At 74.2% G+C, this 17,250-nt stretch carries 22 protein-coding genes; 13 read left to right on the top strand and 9 right to left on the bottom strand.

The features are described from left to right. Window positions 1–2: 2 nt before the first annotated feature. Window positions 3–1,124 (bottom strand): alpha/beta hydrolase, encoded by a 1,122-nt coding sequence (locus LN037_RS16130; RefSeq protein WP_230754375.1) that lies wholly within the window; start codon window positions 1,122–1,124, stop codon window positions 3–5. Continuing rightward, window positions 1,121–1,573 (bottom strand): GNAT family acetyltransferase, encoded by a 453-nt coding sequence (locus tag LN037_RS16125; RefSeq protein WP_230754373.1) that lies wholly within the window; start codon window positions 1,571–1,573, stop codon window positions 1,121–1,123. Before LN037_RS16125 ends, LN037_RS16130 begins: the two co-directional genes overlap by 4 nt. Before the next feature lie 17 nt (window positions 1,574–1,590). On the opposite strand from LN037_RS16125, the gene LN037_RS16120 reads away from it, so the two are divergent. Then, a complete protein-coding gene (locus tag LN037_RS16120) occupies window positions 1,591–2,109 on the top strand; it encodes a GNAT family N-acetyltransferase (protein WP_230754371.1) in 519 nt (172 codons plus the stop codon). Window positions 2,110–2,205: 96 nt separating this feature from the next. Here the strand turns inward: LN037_RS16120 and LN037_RS16115 are convergent, their stop codons facing one another. Then, a complete protein-coding gene (locus tag LN037_RS16115; protein WP_230754369.1) occupies window positions 2,206–3,039 on the bottom strand; it encodes a PhzF family phenazine biosynthesis protein in 834 nt (277 codons plus the stop codon). Here LN037_RS16115 and LN037_RS16110 point away from each other — a divergent pair. Continuing rightward, on the top strand, window positions 3,008–3,475 hold the full coding sequence (locus tag LN037_RS16110) for a DUF2256 and DUF3253 domain-containing protein (protein ID WP_230754368.1): 468 nt from the start codon (window positions 3,008–3,010) through the stop codon (window positions 3,473–3,475). The two genes, LN037_RS16115 and LN037_RS16110, sit on opposite strands and share 32 nt — an antisense overlap. Here LN037_RS16110 and LN037_RS16105 read toward each other — a convergent pair. Next, entirely contained in the window at window positions 3,472–3,867 is a 396-nt protein-coding gene (locus LN037_RS16105; RefSeq protein ID WP_230754366.1) for a VOC family protein, read from the bottom strand. The genes LN037_RS16110 and LN037_RS16105 overlap by 4 nt on opposite strands. Window positions 3,868–3,918: 51 nt before the next feature. After that, window positions 3,919–4,404 carry a flavin reductase family protein gene (locus LN037_RS16100; RefSeq protein WP_230754365.1) on the bottom strand — a complete coding sequence of 162 codons (486 nt, stop codon included), beginning with the start codon at window positions 4,402–4,404 and terminating at the stop codon, window positions 3,919–3,921. Window positions 4,405–4,494: 90 nt separating this feature from the next. On the opposite strand from LN037_RS16100, the gene LN037_RS16095 reads away from it, so the two are divergent. Continuing rightward, window positions 4,495–5,091, top strand: a complete 597-nt coding sequence (locus LN037_RS16095) for a TetR/AcrR family transcriptional regulator (RefSeq protein WP_230754363.1) — start codon at window positions 4,495–4,497, stop codon at window positions 5,089–5,091. Here LN037_RS16095 and LN037_RS16090 read toward each other — a convergent pair. After that, entirely contained in the window at window positions 5,075–6,193 is a 1,119-nt protein-coding gene (locus tag LN037_RS16090) for a cobalamin-independent methionine synthase II family protein (RefSeq protein ID WP_230754361.1), read from the bottom strand. The genes LN037_RS16095 and LN037_RS16090 overlap by 17 nt on opposite strands. 181 nt (window positions 6,194–6,374) lie before the next feature. Here LN037_RS16090 and LN037_RS16085 point away from each other — a divergent pair, with 181 nt between their 5' ends. From LN037_RS16085 to LN037_RS16045, 9 genes are all read left to right on the top strand, one after another. Further along, window positions 6,375–7,097 (top strand): alpha/beta fold hydrolase, encoded by a 723-nt coding sequence (locus tag LN037_RS16085; protein ID WP_230754360.1) that lies wholly within the window; start codon window positions 6,375–6,377, stop codon window positions 7,095–7,097. Continuing rightward, the gene (locus LN037_RS16080) at window positions 7,094–8,311 is read left to right on the top strand and encodes an FAD-dependent monooxygenase (RefSeq protein ID WP_230754358.1); all 1,218 of its coding nucleotides are present in this window, start codon (window positions 7,094–7,096) and stop codon (window positions 8,309–8,311) included. The genes LN037_RS16085 and LN037_RS16080 overlap by 4 nt, the downstream gene beginning before the upstream one ends. After that, window positions 8,308–9,177: a dioxygenase family protein gene (locus LN037_RS16075; protein ID WP_230754356.1), complete on the top strand. Its 870-nt coding sequence runs from the start codon at window positions 8,308–8,310 to the stop codon at window positions 9,175–9,177. Before LN037_RS16080 ends, LN037_RS16075 begins: the two co-directional genes overlap by 4 nt. Window positions 9,178–9,179: 2 nt before the next feature. Next, window positions 9,180–10,064, top strand: coding sequence for a LysR family transcriptional regulator (locus LN037_RS16070; RefSeq protein ID WP_230754354.1), 885 nt, complete (start codon window positions 9,180–9,182; stop codon window positions 10,062–10,064). Further along, window positions 10,061–11,158, top strand: a complete 1,098-nt coding sequence (locus LN037_RS16065; protein ID WP_230754352.1) for a mandelate racemase/muconate lactonizing enzyme family protein — start codon at window positions 10,061–10,063, stop codon at window positions 11,156–11,158. Before LN037_RS16070 ends, LN037_RS16065 begins: the two co-directional genes overlap by 4 nt. A gap of 93 nt (window positions 11,159–11,251) precedes the next feature. Next, entirely contained in the window at window positions 11,252–11,533 is a 282-nt protein-coding gene (catC, locus tag LN037_RS16060; RefSeq protein ID WP_230754350.1) for a muconolactone Delta-isomerase, read from the top strand. Between the two features lie 67 nt (window positions 11,534–11,600). Further along, window positions 11,601–12,365, top strand: coding sequence for a 3-oxoadipate enol-lactonase (gene pcaD, locus LN037_RS16055; RefSeq protein ID WP_230754348.1), 765 nt, complete (start codon window positions 11,601–11,603; stop codon window positions 12,363–12,365). After that, a complete protein-coding gene (locus LN037_RS16050) occupies window positions 12,362–13,165 on the top strand; it encodes a CoA transferase subunit A (protein ID WP_230754346.1) in 804 nt (267 codons plus the stop codon). Before pcaD ends, LN037_RS16050 begins: the two co-directional genes overlap by 4 nt. Further along, complete coding sequence (locus LN037_RS16045) at window positions 13,162–13,797, top strand: CoA transferase subunit B (RefSeq protein ID WP_230754344.1); 636 nt, start codon at window positions 13,162–13,164, stop codon at window positions 13,795–13,797. The genes LN037_RS16050 and LN037_RS16045 overlap by 4 nt, the downstream gene beginning before the upstream one ends. A 51-nt stretch (window positions 13,798–13,848) precedes the next feature. Here LN037_RS16045 and LN037_RS16040 read toward each other — a convergent pair whose 3' ends face one another. Beyond that, a complete protein-coding gene (locus LN037_RS16040) occupies window positions 13,849–14,523 on the bottom strand; it encodes a class I SAM-dependent DNA methyltransferase (protein WP_230754343.1) in 675 nt (224 codons plus the stop codon). A gap of 29 nt (window positions 14,524–14,552) precedes the next feature. Further along, window positions 14,553–15,440 (bottom strand): hydroxymethylglutaryl-CoA lyase, encoded by an 888-nt coding sequence (locus LN037_RS16035; protein WP_230754728.1) that lies wholly within the window; start codon window positions 15,438–15,440, stop codon window positions 14,553–14,555. 157 nt (window positions 15,441–15,597) lie between these two features. Between LN037_RS16035 and LN037_RS16030 the strand changes: the two genes are divergently transcribed. Next, window positions 15,598–16,026, top strand: coding sequence for a CBS domain-containing protein (locus tag LN037_RS16030; RefSeq protein WP_230754341.1), 429 nt, complete (start codon window positions 15,598–15,600; stop codon window positions 16,024–16,026). On the opposite strand, the gene LN037_RS33675 is transcribed toward LN037_RS16030, so the two are convergent. Then, window positions 16,011–17,186, bottom strand: a complete 1,176-nt coding sequence (locus LN037_RS33675) for a glycosyltransferase (RefSeq protein ID WP_230754339.1) — start codon at window positions 17,184–17,186, stop codon at window positions 16,011–16,013. The two genes, LN037_RS16030 and LN037_RS33675, sit on opposite strands and share 16 nt — an antisense overlap. Between the last annotated feature and the right edge of the window lie 64 nt (window positions 17,187–17,250).

The following is a 17,250-nucleotide window of genomic DNA, read 5'->3' as shown; positions in this document are numbered from 1 at the left end:
GCTCAGGAGATACCCGCCCCGCGGTCCTCCACGCCCGGGGTGTCCAGGGCCATCGTCCCCGACGACGGGTGCGCGCCCGTGAGCGCGATGCCCGCCCGCAGGGCGGAGGCGGCGTCGAGCACGGCGTCCCGGGCGGCCGGGATCAGCCCGGCGAAGCCCGCGTAGCCGTGGACGAGGCCCGGGAAGCGGCGGGCCACGACCGGCACGCCGACCCCCCGCAGCGCCGTGACCAGCTCCTCGCCCTCGTCGCGCAGCGGGTCGAACCCGGCGGTGGCGACGTAGCAGGGCGGCATGACGGCGAGGTCGTCCGCCTCGAGCAGGGCCGTCGGACGGATCGGGTCGAGCCCGTCGGGCAGGTAGAGGCCCTCGAACCACTCGACGTCCTGGGTGCGCAGCCCGAACCCGACCGAGAACATCTCGCGCGACCCGCCCTGGCGGCCGGCGTCGGTGACCGGGTAGAGCGCGAGGACGAACTCCGCCGTCGGCTCGCCGCGCCGGGCCAGCTGGTGGGCCGCGGTGAGCGCGAGGTTGGCCCCCGCGGAGTCGCCGCCCACGGCGATCGCCCCCGCCCGGAACTCCTCGCGACGGGCCACGACGTGGCGCAGCGCGGCGACGGCGTCGGCCAGGCCGGCCGGGAAAGGGTGCTCCGGCGCCAGGCGGTACTCGACCGAGAGCACCCGGGCGCCCGCCTGCTGCGCGAGAGCCCGGCAGAGCGGGTCGCCCGAGGCGACGCTGCCCAGCGCGAACCCGCCGCCGTGGAAGAACACGAGCAGGCCCGCGGTCCCCCCGGCGACGTCGACCGGCTCGTAGAGCCGCGCGTCGAGGGTGCCGGGCACCTCGCGGGACGGGCCGACCGGCACCGGGATCGTCAGCGACCGGCTGACGACGCCGCGGGTCACCTCGGCGAGCCCGGTGGCGGCCTCGTCGGTGAGCCGGCGCTGGTCGGACAGGGGTGGGTCCTCCCCGGGGTTCGCGGCCAGCGAGATGAGCTTGATGACCATCTGGACGTCGAGGTCGAGGACCTGGCCGTCGAGCTCCACGCGTCGTCCGGCGATCGCACGCTTGAGCGGACGCGGCAGCCCGACGAGGCCGCGCAGGACGCGGCGCAGGATCGGGAACTTCACTCCCGAGAGCCTAGGAGCGTCGGGGACCCCGGTCGCGCGGGGTCGTCGGGGATCACCCGCTGCCACACCGTGACGTCGGAGCGCGCGTAGCCGAGGCGGCCGTAGAAGGCCGCGGCGGCCTCGTTGTCGGCCCGCACCATGAGCTGGACCTTCGGGACGTGAGCGGCCAACCGGTCCTCCGCCGCGGCGACGAGCGCCCGTCCCACGCCGCGGCCGCGGACCGCCGCGGCGAGGTAGTACATCCAGCCGCGGTGCCCGTCGTGGCCGACCATGACCGTTCCGAGGAGACCGTCGTCGTCGGACACCGCGGCGAGGACCGTGGAGGAGGGCCCGGCGAGGGCGCGGTCGAGGTCGGAGCGCGGGTCGTTCCAGGGTCGGGTGAGCCCGGCGGCGTGCCACAGGGCGATCGCCGCGTCGTGCTCGTCGGGCGCCAGATCTCGGATGCGCACGTGGTGATGATGGACCCGTGACCGTGCTGCTGGGTGCGCTGACCCGACTCCGACCCTGGCGCGACGACGACGCCGAGGCGATCTTCCGGGCGTGCCAGGACGCCGACGTGCAGCGCTTCACGACCGTGCCCTCCCCCTACCGCCGCGAGGACGCCGACTGGTTCCTGGCCCACCACATCGACGACGTCGAGGCCGAGGGCGGGGCGTCGTTCTGCGTCGAGGGCCTGGCCGAGCCGGGGCGGGTGGCGGGGAGCATGGCGCTGCTGCACATCCGGGAGGGCGTGGGCGAGGTCGGTTACTGGTGCACGCCGGAGGTGCGGGGGCGCGGGTGGACCGCCGACGCGTTGGCGACGGTGGCCGCCTGGGCGTTCGCCGAGCGAGGCTGCCGACGTCTGGAGCTGACGATCGAGCCGGCCAACGTGGCGTCGCTGGGCGTGGCGCGGAGGGCGGGGTTCGTCGAGGACCATGTCGACCCGGCCCGGCGGCTCCGGGACGGCTCCGTGCGCGAGGTGGTGGTGCTGGCGCTCGAGCGGTGAGCCCGGGCGCGAGGTGCACACAGGGCAGGTCCAGCGGTCCCGGATCCTGCCTGGTGCACCTCTCGCGGACGGGTCGGCGACCCGGGCGCCGCTGCCTCACACCGCGAGCGTCCCCGACACCCCCACCACCGTGTCGCCGCCGATCAGCACCGTCTCGCCGGCGTCCTCGACGTGAACCCGCCCGCGTCGCCCGAGCGCCGTCCCCTGCGCCGCCACGTACGACGACGGGGCGTGCCCGGCCGGGACCAGCCACTGCGCCAGGCCCGCGTTGAGCGAGCCCGTCACCGGGTCCTCGCCGACGCCCATCGCGGGCACGAACGCCCGCACCTCGAACGCGACCTCCGACCCGGCCGGGTGCGGGCCCACCACCCCGACCGCGTGGCTCAGCTCGTGCTCGGCCAGCGACCGCAGGTCGGGTTCGAGGGCGAGCACGGTCGCCGCGTCGGGCAGCAGCAGCGCGACCCACCCCGGCCCGTTGTCCACCCAGGCCGCGTCGACCACCTCGTCGACGCCGAGCCCCGCCGTCAGCACGGCGAGGTCCGCCGCGTCGACCGGCCCCGAGCGCACCAGCGGCGGCGCCTCGAACGACAACCGCGACGTCGAGCGCACCCGCACGAGGCCGGCACCGCACTCCTGGACCGGCCCCGACCCGTCGTCGGGAACACCTCCCGCCTCCAGCCAGGCGCGGGCCGAGCCGAGCGTCGGGTGCCCGGCGAACGGCAGCTCGCGGCGCGGGGTGAAGATGCGCAGCCGGTAGTCCGCGCCCGGCTGCATCGGGCGCAGCAGGAACGTCGTCTCCGACAGGTTCGTCCACGACGCGACGGCCGCCATCTGCGCGTCGGTGAGGTCGTCGGCGTCGTGGACGACCGCGACCGGGTTGCCGGCGAAGAGCTCGTCGGTGAACACGTCGACCTGGGTGAAGCGGTGCACGCCGGAGAACCTTCCCGACGACGGGTCGTGGCGGCAGAGCCACTCGGGCTCCGGTGGCAGCGGGTACACCGGAGGCGTGGAGGAGAAGACCTGCGCGACCTGCGGGCGACGCATCGAGTGGCGCAAGAAGTGGGCGCGCGACTGGGAGAACGTCCGCTACTGCTCCGACGCCTGCCGTCGGCACAGGCCGGGCGACACCGACCGGGCGCTCGAGACGACCATCGTCGAGCTGCTCGACCGGCGGGCGGCCGGGAAGACGATCTGCCCCTCCGAGGCGGCGAAGCAGGTCGGCGGCGACGACTGGCGCGACCTGATGGAGCCCGCCCGGCGCGCGGCCCGGCGCCTGGTCGACGCCGGGACGATCGAGATCACGCAGCAGGGCCACGTCGTCGACCCCTCCACCGCGAAGGGGCCGATCCGGCTCCGGAAGGTCTAGCTCCGCGCGCCCGGGCTGCCCTCGTACCGGGCCGTGAGGATCTCGAAGTGGTGCCCGCCCGGGTCGTCGAAGTACAGCCCGCGCCCGCCGTGGTTCTCGTTGATCGTGTTCGGCTCGCGGTACCCGGGGCCCGGCCAGTAGGTGATGCCGCGCGCCTCGAGCCGGGCCCGAACCGCGTCGAACTCCTCCTCGGAGAGGTGGAACGCGACGTGCTGGCCCGGGAACTCGAACGGCGGCACCGCGTAGTCGACCGTGAGGGTGTCGTTCACGTCCACGGCGATGAAGGGCGGCGCGGGGCGCGGGGCGGGCAGGTCGAGGACGTCGGCGAGGAAGCGCGCCGACTCCTCGGCGTCGTGGGCGGCGAGGGCGAGATGGTCGAGGCGGACGGTCATGGTCGGACCATCCGAGCGAACGCCCGAAGGACCGTCAAGGCCCGAACGGGCTCAGAGCGCCGCGTGGGTCCGCGCGTAGGCGCCGCGGTGGAACACCAGCGGCGGGAGCTCGGCGGTCTCGAGCGCCTGCACGGCTCCCACGACGATGAGGTGGTCGCCACCGTCGTGCGAGGCGTCGAGGGTGCAGTCGATCCAGGCCGTGGCGCCGGCGAGCACCGGCGAGCCCGAGACGGCGGCTGGGGTCCACTCGACGCCCGCGAACTTGTCGGTGCCCGACTTCGCGAACTGCGTCGACAGCTCGCCCTGGTCCTCGGCGAGGACGTTGACGCAGAACTGCCCGGTCGCCTCGATCCGCGGCCAGGACGACGAGTTGCGCCCCGGCAGGATCAGCACCAGCGGCGGGTCGAGCGAGAGCGACGAGAACGACTGGCAGGTGAAGCCGGCGGGCTCGCCGTCGACGATCCCGGTCACGATCGTCACGCCGGACGGGAAGTGCCCCAGGACCGACCGCATCGTCGTCGGGTCCGTGCTCGGCATGCGTCCTCCAGGTCTCGGGTGCCGTCGGGAGATCACGCTAGGCGTTCTCGCCGGGGAGGGCCACGCGCGCGGACGTACGCTCCGGGGCCCATGGAGCCCGTGTCGCCTCCGGCCCCGCCCCCGTCGCCGCGTCGGGGCCGCCCGAAGGACCGCAGCAAGGACGCGGCCGTGCTCGACGCCACGGTGCGCCTGCTCGCCGAGCACGGGGTCGCGGGGACCTCGATGGACCGGGTGGCCGCGCTCGCGGGGGTCTCGAAGGTCACCGTCTACACGCGGTGGCCGACGAAGAACGCGCTGGTCGGGGCGGCCCTCGCGCACCTGCGGCTCGGGGACGTCCCGGAGCCGACCGGCGACGTCCGGGCCGACCTCGTCGCCCTGCTGGACGCGATGCGCGCGCAGTACGACGCGGTCGACGCCATGGGAATCCTCGGCACCTGCCTCACCGACGCCGACGGCGGCCTGCTCGACATCGTGCGGGAGAACACGCTGCTCCCCCGCCGCGCGCTGTTCGCCGCGGTCCTCGCCGCCGGGGTCGAGCGGGGCGACCTCCGGGCCGACCTCGACGTCGGGGCCGCGACCAGCCTCGTCGTCGGGACCCTCTACGCCGACCACCTGGCGGGGCGGGCGACCGACACCGCCACGGTCGTCGACCTCGCCCTCGGCGGCCTCGTCAGAGCCGGGCGCTGACCAGCCGCGCCCCCTCGGCCATCGCGTCGAACTTCGCCCACATCACGCGCGGGTCGACCTCCGGGACGTAGGTCGCCTGGGAGGAGAACCCGCAGTCCGCGCCCGCCATCACCCGCTCCGGGCCGACGAGCCGGGCGAAGCGCCCGAGGCGCTCGGCGATCAGCTCGGGGTGCTCGACGATGTTGGAGGCGTGCGTGATGACGCCGGGCACGAGCACCTTGTCCGCGGGCAGCGCCACGGACTCCCACAGGTGGTACTCGTGCTCGTGGCGCGGGTTCGCGGCCTCGAACGACACGTACCGGGCGTCCACCGCGAGCACGAGGTCGATCACGTCGGCCAGCGGCACGTCGAACACCCGCGGTCCCTCGTTGATCGAGTAGCAGGTGTGGAACCGGACGCGCTCGGCCGGGATGCCACGCAGGGCGTGGTTGACCGCCTCCACGTACATCCGGCCGCGGCGGTCGCGCTCGGCGGAGTCGTAGCCGTGGAAGCTGAAGATCTCGGTGAGGAACGGGTCGTCGACCTGCAGCGTGAACCCCGCGTCGACGATCGCCCGGTACTCGGTGTGCAGGGCGTCCGCGACGGCGAAGTAGTACGCCTCCTCGCTGTCGTAGTACTCGTTGACGCCGACCCCGCTCGGCGCGATCGACGGGACGAACGCCTCGGCCGGGTCCACGACGGCGGCGAGGTTCTCGAGGTCGCGCCGCAGCGCCGCCTCGCCCCGGTAGACCAGCGGCCCGGTGCACACCACGGGCTCGATCGTCCCGACGGTGCCGCCCATCATCGCCTGGGCGAAGTACCGCTCGTAGTACTCCGGGAAGGCCTCCTGCTCCGCGGCGAAGCTGTAGACGGTCTCCGCGCCGGGCCGGCGCTCCAGCCCGCCGAGCCGCTCGGTGACGTAGCTGAAGAAGCCGAGCTTGCCCATCTCGCCGTCGGTCACCACGTCGATCCCGTGCGCCCGCTGCTCCGCGACGATCCCGGCCACGGCGTCGCGCGTCGCCGCCTCCCGGGCGGCCGGATCGGCCTGCGGGTCGGCCAGCAGGTCGAGCAGGGCCCTCGGGCGCGGCAGGCTGCCGACGTGCGTCGTGCGGATGCGGACCACGGCGTCCCCTTTTCCTGAACCGAAGAGTTCAGGTGAAGCTAGGGGGATTCCCGACGACGGGTCAACCGTTCCCCTACTCAGATGCTCGACATCTCAATCGTGCGCGATTCAGTGCTTTCTCCTCCGGGATGACTCGTGTCACGCTGCTCGCCGAGAGTCGTACGAGAGGAAGGCGTTCAGCGTGGAGACCTTCGTCCTGATCACCGGAGCCTGGCACGGCGGCTGGAGCTGGCGGCCCGTCGCGACGAAGCTGCGGGCGGCGGGGCACCGGGTGTACACCCCGACGCTGCCCGGTCTCGACCTCGGCGACGACCCCCGCGGGGTCACCCTCACCGACTGCGCGGACGCGGTCGTCGACCTCGTCGAGCGCGAGGACCTCACCGACGTGACGCTGCTCGGGCACAGCTGGGGCGGCTTCGTGCTGTGCGGCGCCGCGCCCCGCCTCGCGCCGCGGCTGCGGCGCACCGTCTTCTGGAGCGCCTTCGTGCCGCACGACGGCGAGTCGCTCATGGACGCGGTGCCCCCGCACTACGCGGACCTGTTCCGCGCCCAGGCGGCCGCGAGCGGTGAGGCGAACACCGTCTCGCTGCCGTTCGAGGTGTGGCAGGGCGCGTTCATGCAGGACGCGAGCGAGGACGCGCAGCGCGCGGTGTTCGGCCTGCTCGCCCCGCAGCCGATGGGCACCTTCACCGAGGCCCCGAACCAGAAGCCGTTCTTCGATCTCGACGTCCCGAGCAGCTACGTGCTCTCCGTCGACGACATCGCGCTCCCGCCCGGGGAGTACGGCTGGACCCGCTTCCCGGAGCGCCTCGGCGTCACCGCCATCGAGGCCCCCGGCAGCCACGAGGCCAACTTCACCCGCCCCGGGGAGCTCGCGGACGCGTTCCTGAAGGCGGTCGGATGAGAGTCGCCGTCGTCGGCGCCGGCATCGGCGGCCTCACCCTCGGGCTCGCGCTGCGGGCCCGGGGGATCGAGGTCGACCTCTACGAGCGCGCCGACGAGCTGCGCGAGGTCGGCGCCGCGGTCGCGCTCTCGGCCAACGGGACCCGCGAGCTGTACCGGCTCGGCGAGGCGAGCGGAGCGACGCGAGGTCGGCACCTCGGGGAGGCCCTGGACCGGGTCTCGACGATGCCGACGGAGCTGATCTACCGCGACGGCCGGACGGGCGAGCGGATCGCCGCCCACGCCGGGGGCGCGGAGTACCGCCGCCGCTTCGGCGCGCCCTACTGGGGCATCCACCGCGTCGACCTCCAGCAGGGGCTGGCCCGCGCGTTCGGCGACGAGCACCTGCACCTCTCGCGGGCCGTCGCCGGCATCGGTGACGACGGGCGCTCGATCGCCTTCGCCGACGGGTCCACCGTCACGGCGGACGTCGTCGTCGGGGCCGACGGGGTGCACTCCGTGGTGCGGGACTTCGTCGTCCCGGGCGCCCGGCCCCGCTACTCCGGCACCAGCGCGTTCCGTGGCCTGGTCCCCCGGTCCGCGCTGCCGTCACTGCCCGACCCGCTGGCCGTCCAGTTCTGGGCCGGACCGCACGCGCACCTGCTGCACTACGCCCTCGGCGGGGTCGAGCGCGACGACGACACCGTCAACTTCTTCGCGGTCCTGTGCGGGCCCTCGTCCTGGGAAGGGGGGAACCGGGAGGTTCCCGACGGCGAGCTCCTCGCCGCCTTCGACGGTTGGCACCCCGCGGTCGTCGAGATGCTCGCGGCGGTCCCGCAGAGCCCGCGCTGGCCGCTGCTCTCCCAGCCGCACCTGACCCGGTGGACCCGGGACCGGGTCGCCCTGATCGGCGACGCCTGCCACGCGATGCTCCCCCACCACGGGCAGGGCGCGAACCAGTCGATCGAGGACGCGGTCGTGCTGGCCGACCTGCTCGCCGCGGGCGACGCCGACCGGGCCCTCGCCGACTACCCCCGACGACGCCGGGCCCGCACCCGCGCCGTCTCCACGAGCGCCTGGGACACCGGGACGCTGCTGCACCTGCCCGACGACGACGTCGACGGCCTGAAGGCGCGCGATGCGCGCTTCGCGGGCTACCTCGACGGCAACGCCTGGGTCCACGAGTACTCCGCCACCTCCACCACCGCCGCACCCACCACGAAGGACGCCGCATGACCACCACCGAGGACCAGTCCGTCTCCGACGCCGTCACCGCCGGGTCGCACGCCACCGACATCGCCCGCTCCGGCGCGGCCACCTTCCGCACCGGGGGCGGCGAGGCCGACCCCGCCCGCGTCTCCGCCGTCGTCGGCGCCGCCCTCGAGGGCATCCGCGCCGCCATCCGCGAGCACAAGGTCACCTACGAGGAGTTCGACGCCTTCAAGCGCTGGCTGATCAGCGTGTCCGACACGGGCGAGTGGCCGCTGTTCCTCGACGTCTACCTCGAGTTCGAGGTCGAGAAGGTCGCCGCCGAGACCCAGGACGGCTCGGTCGGCACCATCCTCGGCCCGTTCTGGCTCGACGGGCAGGCGCAGCTCGACTCGCCGGCCACCCTGCCCATGCGCGACGACGAGCCCGGCACCCCGATGATCCTCGCGGGGCAGGTGACCAGCACCGACGGCACCCCGCTGGCCGGCGCGAAGGTCGACATCTGGCACACCGACGAGGAGGGCTGGTACTCCGGCTTCGCCTCGAAGCCGCCGGCCGGGAACCTGCGCGGCGTCGTCACCTGCGACGACCAGGGCCGCTACGAGATCCACACCCGCAAGCCCGCGCCGTACACGATCCCGCTCGACGGCCCGACCGGGCAGATGACCCTGGCCGCCGGCTGGAGCCCGTGGCGCCCCGCGCACATCCACCTGCTCGTCACCGCCCCGGGCCACCGCACGCTGACCACCCAGCTGTTCTTCACCGGCGACCCCTACCTGGGCAACGACGTCGCCTCGGCCGACAAGCCCGAGCTCACCCTCGACCCGCAGCCGACCGGCCACGGTGCCGAGGTCCGTTCCGACCGGGACTTCGTGCTCGAGCCCGAAGCCTGACGGTGGATCTCCGGCAGCTGCGCTACTTCGTCACGGTGGCGCGGACGCGGCACTTCGGTCGTGCGGCCGAGGAGCTGCACATCGCGCAGTCGCCGCTGTCCCAGGCCATCCGGCAGCTGGAGTCGCACCTCGGCGCCCCGCTCTTCGAGCGGACCACGCGCCGGGTCGACCTCACCGCCGCCGGCGAGGCCCTGCTGCCGGAGGCCGTCCGCATCCTGGAGTCCGTCTCGGCCGCCCGCGACCAGGTGTCGCGGGTGGCCGCGGGCGACCTGGGTTCGCTGCGGGTCGGCGCCACCGGGCTGGCGACCTACCGCCACGTGCCCGACCTCGTCCGACGCCTCTCGACCGCCCTGCCCGGCCTGGCCCTGACCTTCCGCACCGAGATGCTGACCCCGGACCTCGAGGCGGCCCTGGCCGACCACCGCATCGACCTCGCCGTGCTCCGCCCCCCGGTGCGCGACGAGAGCCTGCGGACCCACGTCCTCGCGCGGGAGCGCCTCGTCCTCGCCGTGCCGGAGGCCTTCCCGACGACGGGTGCGGCGGCCGCGGTGGACCTCGCGGCGCTCGCCGACGCCGACTTCGTCGTCTACGCGGCGCCCGGGTCGGTGGTCGGCGCGGCCGCGGACCGCGCCTGCCGGGCCGCGGGGTTCGTCCCGCGCCACACCCACGAGGCCGGCCAGACGTCCACGGTGCTCGCCCTGGTGGCGGCGGGTCTCGGGGTCGCCCTGCTCCCCGAGTCCGTCCTCGCCGTGTCCGTCTCCGGCGTCCGGTACCACCCCCTGACCAGCGGTGAGGTCACGACCGACGTCGCCCTCGCCTGGCGCTCCGACGACCCCTCCCCCGCCCTCGCCCGGGCCCTCGCCGTCCTCCTGGAGGAGCACCCGTGAAGATCACCTCCGTCGAGGCGATCCCCCTCGCCGTCCCCTACCGCCGGCCGTTCGCGTTCGCCAGCGGCGCGGTGACCGCCGCCGACCACGTGCTCGTGCGCATCACCACCGACGACGGGCTCGTCGGCGTCGGCGAGGCCCCGCCACGGCCGTACACCTACGGCGAGACCGCCGCCTCCGTCGTCGCCGTGGTGCGGGACCTCTTCGCGCCCGTGCTCGTCGGCGCCGACCCGTTCGCGCGCGAGCGCATCCGCGCCGCGCTGGGCCGCACGGTCGCGAACAACGCCGCCAAGGGCGCGGTCGACATCGCGCTGTGGGACCTCGTCGGGCAGGCCTGCGGCCAGCCGGTGCACGTCCTGCTCGGCCACGCCGCCGACGAGGTCCGGGTCGCGCACATGATCGGGCTCGGCACGCCGCAGGAGATGGTCGCCGACGCCGCCCAGATGCGCGACGAGCACGGCGTCGAGGCCTTCAAGGTCAAGGTCGGCCGTGACCTCGGCGTCGACCTGGCCGCGGTGCGGGCCCTGCGCCACGAGCTCGGCGACCACGTCGAGCTCTACGCCGACGCCAACCGCGGGTGGGACGCCGACACCGCGATCGTCGCGGCCCGCCGGCTCGCCGACCACGGCGTGACGATGCTCGAGGAGCCGAACGACGCCGCGGACGTCCTCGGCCGGCGGCGCATCGTCGCGGCGTCCCCCATCCCGGTCGTCGGCGACGAGTCCACGATCACGCTCGGCGGGGTCGCCCGCGCGCTGCTCGACGGCGACGCGGAGTCGATCAGCGTCAAGGTCGCCCGCACCGGGTTCACCGACTCGGCCAAGATCGTCGGGCTCTGCGAGGGCCTCGGCGTCAGCACGATGATCGGCAACCAGATCGACGGGATGGTCAACACGGTGGCCTCGGCGGCCCTGGGCTGCGGCCTGGCCGCGCTCGCCCGCCACCCCGTGGAGGTCACCAACTTCCTGCTCATGACCGACGACGTCCTCGCCGAGCCGCCCGTGATCACCGACGGCCGCCTCGCCGCCCGGCAGGCGCCCGGCCTCGGGGCCACGATCGACCCCGACAAGCTCGCCCACTACCGCGTCGACTGACGCCGCCTGGGGTGGACGCCCCCGAGGTGGCAGGAAAGCGTCGTTGCTGTCAACCAGTGGCAGGAAAGCCACACCGTCGAACTGGGAGGCCCCGTGCAGTTCCTCGTCCGGATGGACGTCCGTCTGCCCCACGACATGCCGCAGGACGTGGCCGACGACCTGCGGGCCCGCGAGCGGGAGCGGGCCCACGAGATCCAGCGGTCCGGGAAGTGGCCGGAGCTGTGGCGCGTGGTCGGGCGCTACGCGAACTACAGCCGGTTCGACGTGGAGTCCGGCGACGAGCTCCACGAGCTGCTCTCCAGCCTGCCGCTCTTCCCCTACATGGAGATCGAGGTGACCGCCCTGACCCGGCACCCCTCGAAGCTGGACCTGTGAGGAGCGCACACTGCCGGTGGCCGGAAGTCCCATGGGCACACACGGTCCGATGGGAGAAGGTGACCCCGTGCGTCTCCACGTGACCGACGAGGGTCCCCGCGAGGGGCCGGTCCTGGTCCTGCTGTGCTCGCTCGGCTCCACGGTCGACATGTGGGCGCCGCAGCGCCGCGACCTGGCGGTCGAGCACCGGGTCGTCACGGTCGACACGCGCGGGCACGGCGCTTCCCCGGTGCCCGACGGGCCGTACACGGTGGAGGAGCTCGCCGACGACGTCCTCGAGACGCTCGACGGCTTCGGCGTCACCCGGGCCGTGTTCGCCGGGGTGTCGCTCGGCGGCGCGGTCGGCCAGGCGATCGCGCTGCGCGCGCCCGAGCGGGTCGCGGGCCTCGCCCTGGTCTGCACCTCCGCGCGGTTCGGCGACCCGGAGCCGTGGCGCGACCGTGCGGCCACCGTCCGCGCCGACGGGACGGGCGCCATCGCCGACGCGGTGGTCGCCCGCTGGTTCACCGAGGCCTACGCCGAGGCCGCACCCGCCGTCCGGAACGCGATGCGCGACATGATCGCCGCGACGCCGGCCGAGGGCTACGCCGCCTGCTGCGACGCGATCGCGGTGTGGGACTCGCGCGCCCGGCTGGGCGCGATCGCCGCGCCGACGCTCGTGATCTCCGGGGAGCACGACCCGGCGACCCCGCCCGAGCACGGGCGCCTGCTCGCCGACGGCATCCCCGACGCCCGCTTCGAGGTCGTCGCCGACGCCGCGCACCTGGCGTCCTACCAGCGACCCGAGATCGTCACGCCCCTGCTGGCCGAGCATCTGAAAGGTTCTGTATGAGCGAGATCGACAAGGTGGTCGCGAGCGCCGACGAGGCGGTGGCCGACATCGCCAGCGGCTCCTCGCTGGCGGTCGGCGGCTTCGGCCTGTCGGGGGTGCCGATCGTGCTGATCGACGCGCTCAACCGCACCGACGCGACCGACCTCAAGGTCGCCTCCAACAACTGCGGCGTCGACGGCTGGGGCCTGGGCGTGCTGCTCGAGCAGCACCGCATCTCCCGGGTGGTCGCCTCCTACATCGGCGAGAACAAGGAGTTCGCCCGCCAGTACCTCGGCGGCGAGATCGAGGTCGAGCTCAACCCGCAGGGCACGCTGGCCGAGCGGCTGCGCGCCGCGGGCACCGGCGTCCCCGCCTTCTACACCCCCGCCGGGGTCGGCACGATGATCGCCGACGGCGGCCTGCCGTGGCGCTACGACGCCGACGGCAACGTCACCATCACCTCGCCGGCCAAGGAGGTCCGCGAGTTCGAGGTGACGCTCGCCGACGGTACCCGGGTGCGCAAGGCCCACGTCCTGGAGACCGCGCTGGACATCGACTTCGGCATCGTGCGGGCCCTCAAGGGCGACCGGCACGGCAACCTCGTGTTCAACAAGTCCGCGCGGAACTTCAACCCGCTCGCCGCGATGGCCGGCCGCGTCGCGATCGCCGAGGTCGAGCAGCTCGTCGAGCCCGGCGAGATCGACCCCGACGAGGTGCACCTGCCCGGCATCTTCGTCCACCGCGTCGTCGAGCTCTCGCCCGACGAGGTCGGCCGCAAGCACATCGAGAAGCGCACGACCCAGGAGACGATGAACCGATGAGCCTGACCCGCGAGCAGATGGCCGCCCGCGCGGCGAAGGAGCTCCGCGACGGCTCCTACGTCAACCTCGGCATCGGCCTGCCCACCCTGGTCCCGAACTACCTGCCCGAGGGCGTGGGCATGGTGCTGCACTCCGAGAACGGCCTGCTCGGCGTCGGCCCCTACCCCTACGACGCCGACGTCGACCCGGACCTGATCAACGCCGGCAAGGAGACCGTGACGACGCTGCCCGGCGCCTCGTTCTTCGACTCCGCGCTGTCGTTCGGGATGATCCGCGGCGGCAAGGTCGACACCGCCATCCTCGGCGCGATGCAGGTCTCCCAGACCGGCGACATCGCCAACTGGATGATCCCCGGCAAGATGGTCAAGGGCATGGGCGGGGCGATGGACCTCGTCCACGGCGCCAAGACCGTCATCGTGCTCATGGAGCACGTCGCCAAGGACGGCTCGCACAAGATCGTCGAGAAGTGCGACCTGCCGCTGACCGGTGAGGGCGTCGTCCAGCGCATCATCACCGACATCGCCGTCATCGACGTCACCGAGTCCGGCCTCGTCCTGCGTGAACTCGCCGACGGCGTCACCGAGGACGAGGTGCGCGAGAAGACCGGCGCGGAGCTGACGAGCGCGCTGTAGCCGGGCGCCGTCCTTCCGGGACGAACGGGTCGTTCGTCCCGGAACGGGCGGCTACGCCACCCGCAGCACCACCATCCGCGCGCCCACGTCCGCGGCGCGGCGGTAGTCGACGACCTCGGTCGACACGATCTCGACCATCGCCATCTGCGCGAGCCGGTCGACCTCGGCGCGGTACCCGCCGGAGTCCCAGATGTCGTCGAGCACGGTGGCGACGATCGTCCCGCCCGGCCGGGTCAGCCGGACGAACTCGCCGAACGCGGCCGGACCCACGTGGCCGTGGGTGAGCGTGCCGACGCAGACCACCACGTCGTAGGCGTCGGCCGGGCTCGGCAGGGCCCGCGACAGGTCCGCCGGTGCCAGCCGCCGGTACACCCCGGTCGCCTTCGCCCGCGTGAGCATGCCCGGCGACAGGTCGACGCCGTCGATCTGCCGGGCACCCGCCGCGGCCAGCGCGACGCCGACCAGCCCCGTCCCGCACCCGGCGTCCAGGATCTCGCCCTCGACCCCCGCCTCGGCGACGACCGTCCGCGCGGCCACCTCCGGACCGACGTAGCCCTGGGCCTCGCCGGTCAGCTCGTCGTCGTAGCTCTCGGCCCACTCGTCGTAGAGCGCGCGGGCGTCGTCGGGACCGCTGAGGGTGTAGGCGCGCTGCAGCCAGACGCTGCCTGCGGTGTTGGTGTCGAGCGGGTCGGGCACGGCTGCGGTGTCGGCCGGGGTCTCGGACATGGCGTCCATCCTCGCCTACCGACGGCGGGTCAGCCGGGGAACGTGCCCGCCCGCGGCAGCAGGGCGGGGACCCGGTAGCCGAGCTGGTCGGAGAGGAAGCCCGCGATCGGGAGGAGCCGGTCCAGGTCGAGGCCGGTGGACACGCCCGTCCGCTCGAGCAGGTAGACGAGGTCCTCGGTGGCGATGTTGCCGGTCGCCGCCGGGGCGAACGGGCAGCCGCCGATCCCGCCGTTGGACGAGTCCAGCCAGTCCACGCCCCACTCGTACGCGGCGACCGCGTTGGCGAAGCCGGTGTTGCGGGTGTTGTGGAAGTGCGCGCGGGTGATGACGTCGGGCGCCACCGAGCGGACGCCGTCGAGCAGCGTCCGCACCTGCGTCGGTACGCCGACGCCGATGGTGTCGGCGATCGCGATCTCCTTCGCCCCGGCGGCCGCCGACCGGCGTGCGACCTCGACCACCCGGGCCGGGTCGACCTCGCCCTCGAAGGGGCAGCCGAAGGAGGTGGCGATGGTGACCGTGGCGAACAGGCCCGTCGACGCCGCCTCGGCGAGGACCTCCTCGGCCACCGCGGTGAGCGCCTCGGTGGTCGAGTTCTGGTTGCGCTCGGCGAAGGTGTCGGACGCGGGGACGACGACGTTGACCTCGTCCACACCCGCCGTCACGGCCCGGTCGAAGCCACGCCGGTTGAGCACCAGCCCGATGTGCGAGACGCCCTCGGGGCGCGGCACCCGCTCCATCACGGCCTCGGCGTCGGCCATCGCGGGGACGAGCTTCGGGTGCACGAACGAGCAGGACTCGATGCGGGTGACCCCCGCGGCGATCGCCTGCGAGATCAGCTCGACCTTCGCGTCGGTCTCGAGCAGGGTCTTCTCGTTCTGCAGCCCGTCGCGCGGGCTGACCTCCACGATCCCGACCATCGCGCGCACGTCCTCCTGATCAGCTCGACCGACGCCCCCGACCCTAGCCGCCGCGCCCCGCCGCCGCGGGCGTCGAGGAACGCCCGTCGGGAGCCTTTCCGACGCGATCCGGACATGCGATCGTCGTCACACCAGTCGCCGGACGAGGGAGTCGACGATGCGTATCCGCGACGTGCTCAACGCCAAGCCCGCCGGGGTCCTCACGGTCGAACCGACCACACCCGTGCCCAGCCTGCTCTCCGCGCTCGCGGCCCGCGGGGTCGGGGCGGCGGTGGTCGTCGACGACACGGGGTCCGTGGTCGGCATGGTCTCCGAGCGCGACGTCGTCCGGCACCTGCACCACCGGGGCCGCGAGGTCCTCGTCGACACCGTCGGCTCGATCATGACCGGCCCGGTGACCACCTGCGGCCCCGACGACGAGGTCGACTCCCTCGGCGCGGTCATGACCGAGCGCCGCATCCGCCACCTGCCGGTCCTCGAGGACGGGAGGCTGACGGGCATCGTCAGCATCGGCGACGTCGTCAAGACCCGCCTCGACATGCTGGAGGCGCACCGCGACCAGCTCGAGGCCTACATCGCGGGCTGAGCCCAGTCCGCCACCCGCGCGGCGACGTCCCCCGGCGACGGCATCGCGGCGATCTCCGCCGCGAGCGCCCGGGCGGACGCGCGCCCGGGCCCGTCGTCGAGCAGGTCCCGCAGTTCCTTCCCGACGGCAGGTGGGGTCGCGTCGGGCCCGAGGAGCTGCCGGCCCGCGCCGACCCGCACCACGGCCGCGGCGTTGAAGAACTGGTCGGCGCCCTGCGGGAGGAACAGCTGCGGCACCCCGGCCGCGGCGCACGCCAGCGTCGTGCCGGAGCCGCCGTGGTGGACCACGACGGCGGGCGGGTCGTCGCCGCGCAGCAGCTCGGCCTGCGGCACGAACGGCTCGACCTGCACGCCGTCGCGGTCGAGGTCGGTGAGCTCGCCGGCGTCGACCGACCCGGTCGCGACGAGCACGTCGAGGTCCGGCGACGCGAGGCCCTCGACGGCGGCCCGCAGCACACCGGCGTCGCCGAACGCGGTGCCGAGCGTCAGCAGGACCCAGGGCACGTCGGGGCGGCGGCGCGCGGTGAACGGGGTCGGCGGGTTCCAGCCCGTCGGCCGCAGCGGCAGCTCGGTCAGGCCCGCGAGCACGTCGACGGTCTCCGCGTCCTGCATCGACGGCGGGCAGACGTCGAGGTAGGCGTGCGCGAGCGGGTCCCCGGCGGCCACGTCGATCCCGACCTCGGCGGCCACCCGCGCGAGCGGCTCGCGCACCAGGACCGCGAACGGCGCGACCGGCATCGGGCGTCGGCCGAAGGAGTGCAGCACGCACGGGGTGCCCGTCGCCCGGGCCGCGAGCGCCGCCCCCGGGGCGCCGGTCTCGGCGATCACCAGGTCGGCCGGACGGTCGGCGAGGTGGTCGCGCAGCGCCGGCGCGTACAGCCGCGGCATCGCGGCGCCGAACACCTCGCCGGCGATCTCGCGCGTCGCCTGGATCGTGGTCGGCGGCCCCGTCATCCCCCGGGCCACCATGGTCTCCCGGAACACCTCGAACAACGGACGGCCGACGGGGCGGGTGGGCACACCCGCCGTCGCGATCGTGGGCTCGAGATCCGGACCGGTGGCGACGGTGACGTCGTGCCCGGCGTCGTGCAGGGCGATCGTGAGCGGGACCAGCGGGAAGGCGTGCCCGGGCGAACCGAGCGCGGCCACGAGGATGCGCACGCCGACGTACTGTGCCGAACGTCGCGGGCCGGCGTGCGGCCCTGCCCGATACATCCCGGACCAC

It is taken from the genome of Actinomycetospora soli, assembly GCF_021026295.1.
Taxonomy (GTDB): Bacteria; Actinomycetota; Actinomycetes; order Mycobacteriales; family Pseudonocardiaceae; genus Actinomycetospora; species Actinomycetospora soli.
This window is presented reverse-complemented; position numbering and strand designations above follow the sequence as displayed.

Coding starts and splice junctions, on each gene's coding strand:
- LN037_RS16105 (WP_230754366.1), bottom strand. CDS start 3,867: ATGACCGTCCGCCTCGACCATCTCGCCCTCGCCGCCCACGACGCCGAG.
- LN037_RS16100 (WP_230754365.1), bottom strand. CDS start 4,404: ATGCCGAGCACGGACCCGACGACGATGCGGTCGGTCCTGGGGCACTTC.
- LN037_RS16095 (WP_230754363.1), top strand. CDS start 4,495: ATGGAGCCCGTGTCGCCTCCGGCCCCGCCCCCGTCGCCGCGTCGGGGC.
- LN037_RS16080 (WP_230754358.1), top strand. CDS start 7,094: ATGAGAGTCGCCGTCGTCGGCGCCGGCATCGGCGGCCTCACCCTCGGG.
- LN037_RS16075 (WP_230754356.1), top strand. CDS start 8,308: ATGACCACCACCGAGGACCAGTCCGTCTCCGACGCCGTCACCGCCGGG.
- LN037_RS16050 (WP_230754346.1), top strand. CDS start 12,362: ATGAGCGAGATCGACAAGGTGGTCGCGAGCGCCGACGAGGCGGTGGCC.
- LN037_RS16045 (WP_230754344.1), top strand. CDS start 13,162: ATGAGCCTGACCCGCGAGCAGATGGCCGCCCGCGCGGCGAAGGAGCTC.
- LN037_RS16040 (WP_230754343.1), bottom strand. CDS start 14,523: ATGTCCGAGACCCCGGCCGACACCGCAGCCGTGCCCGACCCGCTCGAC.
- LN037_RS16035 (WP_230754728.1), bottom strand. CDS start 15,440: ATGGTCGGGATCGTGGAGGTCAGCCCGCGCGACGGGCTGCAGAACGAG.
- LN037_RS16030 (WP_230754341.1), top strand. CDS start 15,598: ATGCGTATCCGCGACGTGCTCAACGCCAAGCCCGCCGGGGTCCTCACG.